We start from the raw sequence: 7,601 nt of genomic DNA on the forward strand, positions 1-7,601 counted from the left end.
CACCCACCGCGTGTGCGGCGCCGCGCCGCTCACCCGGCACCTGGAGGTCGAGACGTACACCTGGCAGGCCCTCCCGCCCGCGCTCCGCCCGGCCACCCGCGCCCAGCTGGCCGACGGCATCGCGGCGGAGCTGGCGGTGGCCCGCGACATGCTCACCGACCTCGGCCTCAAGGAGCTGCCGTGACCGCGCCCCGCCCGCTCCTCGTCGTCGACGTCGTCGGGCTCACACCGGCGCTGCTCTCCCGTATGCCGCGGCTGCGGGCGCTCGCCGACCGGGGGACGCACACCCCGCTGCAGACCGTGCTGCCCGCCGTCACCTGCGCCGCGCAGTCCACGTTCCTCACCGGCGAACTCCCCTCCGGGCACGGCATCGTCGGCAACGGCTGGTACTTCCGGGAGCTCGGCGACGTCCTGCTGTGGCGCCAGCACAACGCGCTCGTCGGCGGCGAGAAGCTCTGGCACGCCGCCCGCGCCGCGCACCCCGGCTACACCGTCGCCAACGTGTGCTGGTGGTACGCGATGGGCGCCGACACCGACTGGACGGTGACCCCGCGCCCCGTCTACTACGCCGACGGCCGCAAGGAGCCCGACTGCTACACCCGCCCCCCGGCCCTGCACGACGAGCTCACCGGGCTCCTCGGCGACTTCCCGCTGTTCACCTTCTGGGGCCCGGGAGCCGCCCTCACCTCCTCCCGCTGGATCATCGACGCCACCCGGCACCTGCTGCGCACCCGCCACCCCGACCTGGCGCTGTGCTACGTCCCGCACCTCGACTACGACCTCCAGCGCTACGGCCCCGACGACCCCCGCTCCCACCGCGCCGCCGCCGAGCTGGACGCCGCGCTCGCGCCCCTGCTGGACCAGGCGCGGGAGGAGGGGCGCACCGTCGTCGCGCTCTCCGAGTACGGCATCACCCGGGTGCGGCGGCACGTCGACATCAACCGCGTACTGCGCCGCGCCGGGCTGCTGCACGTCCACACCCAGGACGGCATGGAGTACCTGGACCCCTGGACGTCCCGCGCGTTCGTCGTCGCCGACCACCAGACCGCCCACGTCTACGTACGCGACCCCGCCGAGCTGCCCGCCGTACGCGAAGCCCTCACCGGCGTACCCGGACTCGCCGAACTCCTCGACGAGAGCGGAAAGAAGGCGCACGGGCTGGACCACCCGCGCGCCGGGGAGCTGGTCGCACTCGCCGAGCCCGACGCCTGGTTCACCTACTACTACTGGCTGGACGACGCCCGCGCGCCCGACTTCGCCCGGCTGGTCGAGATCCACCGCAAGCCCGGCTACGACCCGGCCGAGCTGTTCATGGACCCCCGCGACCCGTACGTCAAGCTGCGCGCCGCCGCGGCGCTGGCCCGCAAGAAGACCGGCCTGCGCTACACGATGAACGTCGTGCCGCTCGACCCCTCCCCGATCCGCGGCAGCCACGGCCTGCTGCCCGCGCGCACCGACGAGGGACCCGTACTGCTCTGCTCCCGCCCCGGCGCGCTCGGGGCGCACCCGGAAGGGAGGCCGTTCCCCGCGACCGGCGTCAAACAACTCCTCCTCGACCTCGCACTGGGAGACCGGACATGAGTCAGGACCGGAAGACCGAACACCCCGAACTCCACCACGCCCTGCGCCGCCGGGGTTTCCTCGGCGTGGCGGCGGGCACGACGGCGGCGGCCCTGCTGGGCGGCGCCGCGGGCCCGGCGGCGGCCGACTCGCAGGCGCGGCACCGCCGCCCGATCGTGCCGCGCGGCAAGCTCGGCATCCAGCTCTACACGATCCGCGACCAGACGCAGGCCCTCGGCTTCGCCAAGGTCTTCGAGGAGCTGCGGCGCTACGGCTACGACTCCGTCGAGTTCGCCGGATACACCCAGGGCACCGGCGACATCTCGCTGCGTCAGCTCAGACGGCTGCTGTGGCGCAACGGGCTGCGCGGCATCGGCAGCCACGTCGGCTACTACTCCGGCAACCCCGACGACTACACCTTCGCCACCCAGCTGGACCGGGTGCTGGACGACGCGGCGGAGGTCGGCGTCCCGTACGTCGGCACCCCCTCAGGACCCGACCGCTACGGCCGCACCGTCGACGGCTGGAAGCGCGTCGCCGAGGAGTTCAACACCTACGGCGCGGCCGCGCGCAAGCGCGGCCTGAAGTTCTACCACCACAACCACCAGATGGAGTTCGGCTTCGCCGAGGACCGCCCCGAGGTGCGGCTCTACGACGTGCTGCTGGCCGAGACCGACCCGGAGCTGGTCTATCTGGAGATGGACATCTACTGGGCCTACGCCGGCCAGTACCGCTTCAGTAAGCGTCCGGACGGCACCCCGGCCCCGTTCGAACCGTTGGACTACGTCCGGGCGGCGCCGCACCGCTATCCGCTCTTCCACGTCAAGGACGGCGAGCACGACGAGGCGTCGGCGGACGGCTACGAGATGGTCGACGTCGGGGACGGGGACATCGACTACGAGCGGTTCATCCGCACGGTCGCGGGCCGCGGCTGCCGCACCGAGCACCACTGGCTCGTCGAGCGCGACGACGCGCCCGATACCGGGGCCAACCCGGCGGGCTCCCTCAGCACCGCCCGCCGCTCGGCGCGCCACCTGCGGCCCCGCCGCTAGACCCCGCCGCTGGACCCCGCCGGTTCCTGATCGCCCCGTCGCGGGGTGCGGCGGCGGATCAGGTGTGCTCCGTGATGAGCATGGCGCTCGTCGCGGGGGACAGGGCCTCGAAGACATGGGGGAGGTCGGCGGGGTAGGCCGCGTAGTCACCGGAGGCCAGCTCCACCGGATCCTCCCGCATGCCGACCAGCGCACGCCCGGCGAGCAGCAGCACATGCTCCCGCACCCCGGGCATGTGCGGGTCGGACTCGCGGACACTGCCGGGCTCGGCGTCCACGCGGTAGAGGTCGCGGCGGGCGCCGGGCGGGCTCGCTGACAGCAGCGTGGCCCGGTAGTCCGCCTGCTCGGCGGCCAGCGCGATGCCCTCGTCGGCCCTGATCACCTGCGTGCGGGGGCGGGGCGGGTCGAGCAGCCGGGCGAACGGCACATCCAGCGTGACGCACAGCGCCCACAGCGTCTCCAGGCTGGGGTTGCCGACGCCGGACTCCAGCTGGGACAGCGTGGACTTGGAGACCCCGGCCTGCCGCGCGGTCTCGCTCAGCGACAGCCCCGACCGGGCACGCTCGCGCCGCAGCGCGGACGCGATGGCGTCCAGCGGGGCCTTCTCCGGGTCACTCGCCATAAGCGTTCGCTCCATCGGTAAACCGTTCGCCTTGACGAACGGGGCCTTCGGTGTTCATTGTACTGGGTGTGCATTCGATATGGAGAACGCTCACCCGTGCCCAGCGCCGGGACATCGCCCTGGTCAGCATGGCCGTCGGGGTGACCGCCCTGTCGTACGGGGCGATCGCCGTCAGCTCCGGCTTCCCGCTGTGGCTGCCCCTGCTGATGGCGCCGCTGGTGGTGGCCGGCTCCGCCGAGTTCCTGTTCGTCGGCATCGTCGGGGCCGGCGGCAGCCCGGTCGCGGCCGTGCTGGCCGGACTGCTGGTCAACGCCCGGCACATCCCGTTCGGGCTCGCCCTGCCCGACGTCCTCGGACGCGGCTGGCGCCGGCTGCTGGGCACCCATCTGATGAACGACGAGAGCGTCGTCTTCGCCCTCGCCCAGTCCGACGCCCGCCGCAGCCGCGCCGCCTACTGGGCCTGCGGCCTGGGCATCCTGGTCTGCTGGCCGGCCGGCGCGCTGGCGGGCGCGGCGCTGGGCACCGCCGTCCGGGACACCGACGCGTTCGGGCTCGACGCGATGTTCCCCGCCGTGCTGCTCGCGCTCGTGCTGCCCGCGCTGCGCGACCGCGGCACGCTCCGCACGGCGCTCGCCGGAGCCGCGCTCGCCCTCGCCGCCACCCTCGTGCTGCCACCGGGGCTGCCCGTGCTGCTCGCCCTGGCGGCGCTGCCGCTCGCCTGGCGGGCGGCGGGCCGACAGCCGGCGGAGGCACCCCGATGACCGGCTCCAGCACCCTGGTCGTCGCCGTCCTGGCGCTCGCCGCCGGCACCTACGCCTTCCGGCTCGCGGGCCCGCTGCTGCGCAGCAGGGTCGCCTTCCCGCCGCGCGCCGAGCGGCTGCTGGAGACGGGGGCCGTGGTGCTGCTCGCCGCGCTGATCGCGACGACGGCGCTGACGGAGGGGGACGGCGCCGCCGGAGTCGCGCGCCCCGCGGGGGTGGCGGTGGCGGGGGTGCTCGCCTGGCGCCGGGTACCGTTCCTCGCGGTGGTCCTCACCGCCGCCGCCACCACCGCCGTCCTCCGCCTGCTGGGCGTCCCGTAGCGCCGACGCACGGGCAGGGGCGGCCCGTGCCCGGAATACACTGATGCGGGACTCGGGGACGGGAGCGGGAGTGTGACAGTGCAGCGGCGAGCAGACGGTTCCGGGGACCCCTCACCCGAGTTGCTGGACCAGGCCGCGGCCGCGTTCGGCCTGCTGGCCTCCCCCTCCCGGCTGCATATCGTCTGGGCGCTGGCCCAGGGCGAGTGCGATGTGACCCACCTCGCCGAGCGGGTCGGCGGCACGCTGCCCGCCGTCAGCCAGCACCTGGCGAAGCTGAAGCTGGCCGGTCTGGTGCGCTCGCGGCGCGAGGGGCGGCGCCAGGTGTACCTCGTCGACGACCCCGGCGTGGTGACCGTGGTGCGCACGATGGTCGGCGAGCTGAGCGAGCGCGCCGAGGCGGAGCGGGCGGCGCCCCGGCGCCGCGGCTTCGGTGCGTGAGATGCGCGACGCGCACGAGGGGCAGGCGGCGCCCGCGCCGCCGGGCGCGGTCGCGCCGCTGGGCACGCTGCGCCGGCTGGACACCCGGCCGCGCGGTCTGACGGAGGCGGAGGCCGAGGAGCGGCTGGCCCGGCACGGCGCGAACGAGGTGCCCGCCGCGTGCCCGCCCTCCCTGCCGCGCCGGCTGGTCCGCAGCGTGCGGGACCCGTTCACCACCGTCCTGCTGTGCCTCGGGGTGGTCTCGGCGCTCGTCGCCTCGTGGGGCCCGGCCGTGGTGATCCTGGTCCTGGTCGGGATCAGCTGCGCGCTGCGGACGAGCGGCGAGCACCGCGCGGACCGCTCGGTGGCCGGGCTGCGTGCGCTCGTGGCCGGTACGGCGACGGTGCTGCGCCGCCGCGCGGCGGACGGGCGCCCGCGCCCCCGCGAGATACCCGCGGCCGACCTGGTGCCGGGCGATGTGATCCGCCTCGGCGCCGGGGACACCGTCCCCGCGGACGTGCTGCTGCTGCGGTCCAGCGGGCTGAGCGTGCACCAGGCGCCGCTCACCGGCGAGTCGGCCCCGGTGGCCAAGCACCCGCCCGCCGACGCGTCAGGGGACGGCTCAGGGGACGGCTCAGGGGACGGGGCCGCCCCGGGCGACGCGGCGGACACCGGCCGCCTCCCCGCACGCCCCGAGCTGTGCTTCCAGGGCAGCTCGGTGGCGTCGGGCAGCGGCACGGCCGTCGTGGTGGCGACCGGCGCCGACACCCACCTCGCCGCCGTGGGGCGCGGACGCGGACCCCGGACCAGCGCGTTCGACCGCTCGATGCACGGGGTCTCCTGGATCCTCATCCGCTTCATGCTGCTGACGCCGCCGCTGGTGCTCATGGCGGACGCGGCGCTCACCGGGCGCGGGGTGCAGACCCTGCCGTTCGCGGTGGCGGTCGCGGTGAGCCTCACCCCGGAGATGCTGCCGGTGGTCGTCACCACCGCGCTGGCCCGCGGCGCGGTACGGCTGGCCCGGGAGAGCCAGGTGATCGTACGGCGGCTGCCCGCGCTGCACGACCTGGGCGCCATGGACGTGCTGTGCCTGGACAAGACCGGCACCGTCACCCAGGACCGGCCGGTCGTGCACCGCGCGTGGGACGCCGAGGGGAACCCCGACGCGGACGTGCTGCGCTGGGCCGCGCTCGGCGCCCTGTGGACGCTCCAGCTCGCGGAGCTGCCCGCGCCCGACCCGCTGGACGAGGCGCTGCTGGAGGCGGCGGATCAGCCGGAGGACGGCCCCTGGGCGGGGTACGACGGCGTCGCTGCGCTTCCGTTCGACCCCGCCCGGCGGCTGGGCACCGCCGTCGTCCGGCACCCGGCGCTGGCGGGCACGCACACCCTCGTCGTACGGGGCGCGGTCGACGACGTACTGGAGCGCTGCGCCCTGGACGCTCAGGCGCGCGCCGCGATCCGCGCCCGCGCCGCGCTGCACGCCGCCGACGGGCTGCGGCTGCTGGCCGTCGCCACCGCCGACCGGCAGGGCCGCGACCGCCCCTACACCCCGGCCGACGAGCGCGGCCTGCGGTTCGCCGGGCTGGTCGGCCTGCGGGACGCGCTCGCCCCCGGCGCCCGGGACGCGCTGCGCGATCTGACGGAGCGGGGCGTCACCGTGAAGATCCTCACCGGCGACCATGCCGGCACCGCGGCCCGCGCGGCCCGCGGACTCGACCTGCCGCTGCCCGGAGAACCGGCGGAGCCGGGGAGCGGGCCCGTCGGCGGGGTGGTGACCGCCGAGCAGATGGACGCGCTCGACGACGCCGAGCTCGCCGCCGTCGCCGCGCGGACCACTGTCTTCGCCCAGTGCACGCCCCGCCACAAGGCCCGGGTCGTCGCAGCGCTGCGGTCGGCCGGGCACACCACCGGCTTCCTCGGCGACGGCGTCAACGACCTCGCCGCGCTGCGCGCCGCCGACGTCGGGCTGTGCCCGCGCGAGGCGGTCGCCGCGGTCCGGGAGAGCGCCGACGTGGTGTTCGCGGCCGACCGCTTCGCGGCCGTCGACAGCTCGCTGTCCGAGGGGCGGCACAGCGGCGGGAACATCGCCGGATATCTGCGCGTCACCCTCTCCTCCAACCTCGGCAACGCGCTCGCCATGCTGGCCGCCGCGCTGCTGCTGCCGTTCGTGCCGATGCTCCCGGCCCAGGTGCTGGCCCAGAACCTGCTCTTCGACGGCGCCCAGCTCGCCTACGCCTTCGACCGGCAGAGCCCCGCCGTCCTGCGCCGCCCCACCGCGCTGCGCCCCCGCGCGATACTGCGGTTCCTCACCGGTTTCGGCGTGCTGAACGCGGCGGCGGACCTGTCCACCTTCGGCGCGCTCGCCCTCACCGCGCCGGACGCGGTCACCGAGGCGGGCCAGGGCGCCTTCCACGCCGGGTGGTTCACCGAGAACCTGCTGACCCAGGCGCTGGTGATGCTGTTGCTGCGCACCGGCCGCCGGGCCGCTCAGGGCCGCCGGATGCCGGGGCCCGTCGGCACGGCGGCCGCGCTGCTGACGGCCGTGGGCATCGTGCTCCCGCTCACCCCGCTCGGCCCGGCGCTGGGCATGACGGCGGCGCTGCCCGCCACGTACTATCTGCTGCTCGCCGTGATCATGGTGCTGTACGGCACCGCGCTGGCCGTGGCCATGCGCCGGTGGGAGCGGCGGCACTAGGGGGTGTTTCGAGAGCCCCATGCGGCGCATGGGGCTCTCGAAACACCCCCTAGGAGTTGTCTTCAAATGTCACGTCCACATCAGGAGCGAGGCGAGGGCGACGGCTCCCTGGTAGGACTCGGCGGTCTTGTCGTAGCGGGTCGCGATGCCGCGCCACTGCTTGAGGCGGTTGAA

Annotated in this window: 7 protein-coding genes and 2 pseudogenes; 7 read left to right on the top strand and 2 right to left on the bottom strand. The window is 75.3% G+C overall.

Features of this window, described 5'->3' with window-relative positions; translation table 11 throughout:
• The 3 genes and pseudogenes from G5C65_RS26810 to G5C65_RS26820 form a co-directional block, all read left to right on the top strand.
• A pseudogene (locus G5C65_RS26810) lies at positions 1-184 on the top strand (metabolite traffic protein EboE); the annotation flags it as partial.
• On the top strand, positions 181-1,581 hold the full coding sequence (locus tag G5C65_RS26815; RefSeq protein WP_165301518.1) for an alkaline phosphatase family protein: 1,401 nt from the start codon (positions 181-183) through the stop codon (positions 1,579-1,581). The pseudogene G5C65_RS26810 and the gene G5C65_RS26815, both read left to right, overlap by 4 nt.
• Complete coding sequence (locus tag G5C65_RS26820; RefSeq protein WP_165301519.1) at positions 1,578-2,612, top strand: sugar phosphate isomerase/epimerase family protein; 1,035 nt, start codon at positions 1,578-1,580, stop codon at positions 2,610-2,612. Before G5C65_RS26815 ends, G5C65_RS26820 begins: the two co-directional genes overlap by 4 nt.
• Positions 2,613-2,670: 58 nt before the next feature.
• Here the strand turns inward: G5C65_RS26820 and G5C65_RS26825 are convergent, their stop codons facing one another.
• Positions 2,671-3,234, bottom strand: a complete 564-nt coding sequence (locus tag G5C65_RS26825) for a helix-turn-helix domain-containing protein (protein WP_165301520.1) — start codon at positions 3,232-3,234, stop codon at positions 2,671-2,673.
• A gap of 68 nt (positions 3,235-3,302) precedes the next feature.
• On the opposite strand from G5C65_RS26825, the gene G5C65_RS26830 reads away from it, so the two are divergent.
• From G5C65_RS26830 to G5C65_RS26845, 4 genes are all read left to right on the top strand, one after another.
• Positions 3,303-3,995, top strand: a complete 693-nt coding sequence (locus tag G5C65_RS26830; RefSeq protein WP_165301521.1) for an AzlC family ABC transporter permease — start codon at positions 3,303-3,305, stop codon at positions 3,993-3,995.
• Positions 3,992-4,315 (top strand): AzlD domain-containing protein, encoded by a 324-nt coding sequence (locus G5C65_RS26835; RefSeq protein WP_165301522.1) that lies wholly within the window; start codon positions 3,992-3,994, stop codon positions 4,313-4,315. The genes G5C65_RS26830 and G5C65_RS26835 overlap by 4 nt, the downstream gene beginning before the upstream one ends.
• Positions 4,316-4,393: 78 nt before the next feature.
• Complete coding sequence (locus G5C65_RS26840; RefSeq protein WP_165301524.1) at positions 4,394-4,753, top strand: metalloregulator ArsR/SmtB family transcription factor; 360 nt, start codon at positions 4,394-4,396, stop codon at positions 4,751-4,753.
• A 1-nt stretch (position 4,754) separates the two neighbouring features.
• Positions 4,755-7,427, top strand: coding sequence for a cation-translocating P-type ATPase (locus tag G5C65_RS26845; RefSeq protein ID WP_165301523.1), 2,673 nt, complete (start codon positions 4,755-4,757; stop codon positions 7,425-7,427).
• Between the two features lie 69 nt (positions 7,428-7,496).
• Here the strand turns inward: G5C65_RS26845 and G5C65_RS26850 are convergent.
• A pseudogene (locus G5C65_RS26850) lies at positions 7,497-7,601 on the bottom strand (IS5/IS1182 family transposase); the annotation flags it as partial.

It is taken from the genome of Streptomyces boncukensis (genome assembly GCF_011045075.1).
Classification (GTDB): Bacteria; Actinomycetota; Actinomycetes; order Streptomycetales; family Streptomycetaceae; genus Streptomyces; species Streptomyces boncukensis.

Coding starts and splice junctions, on each gene's coding strand:
- G5C65_RS26825 (WP_165301520.1), bottom strand. CDS start 3,234: ATGGCGAGTGACCCGGAGAAGGCCCCGCTGGACGCCATCGCGTCCGCG.
- G5C65_RS26845 (WP_165301523.1), top strand. CDS start 4,755: ATGCGCGACGCGCACGAGGGGCAGGCGGCGCCCGCGCCGCCGGGCGCG.
- G5C65_RS26820 (WP_165301519.1), top strand. CDS start 1,578: ATGAGTCAGGACCGGAAGACCGAACACCCCGAACTCCACCACGCCCTG.
- G5C65_RS26835 (WP_165301522.1), top strand. CDS start 3,992: ATGACCGGCTCCAGCACCCTGGTCGTCGCCGTCCTGGCGCTCGCCGCC.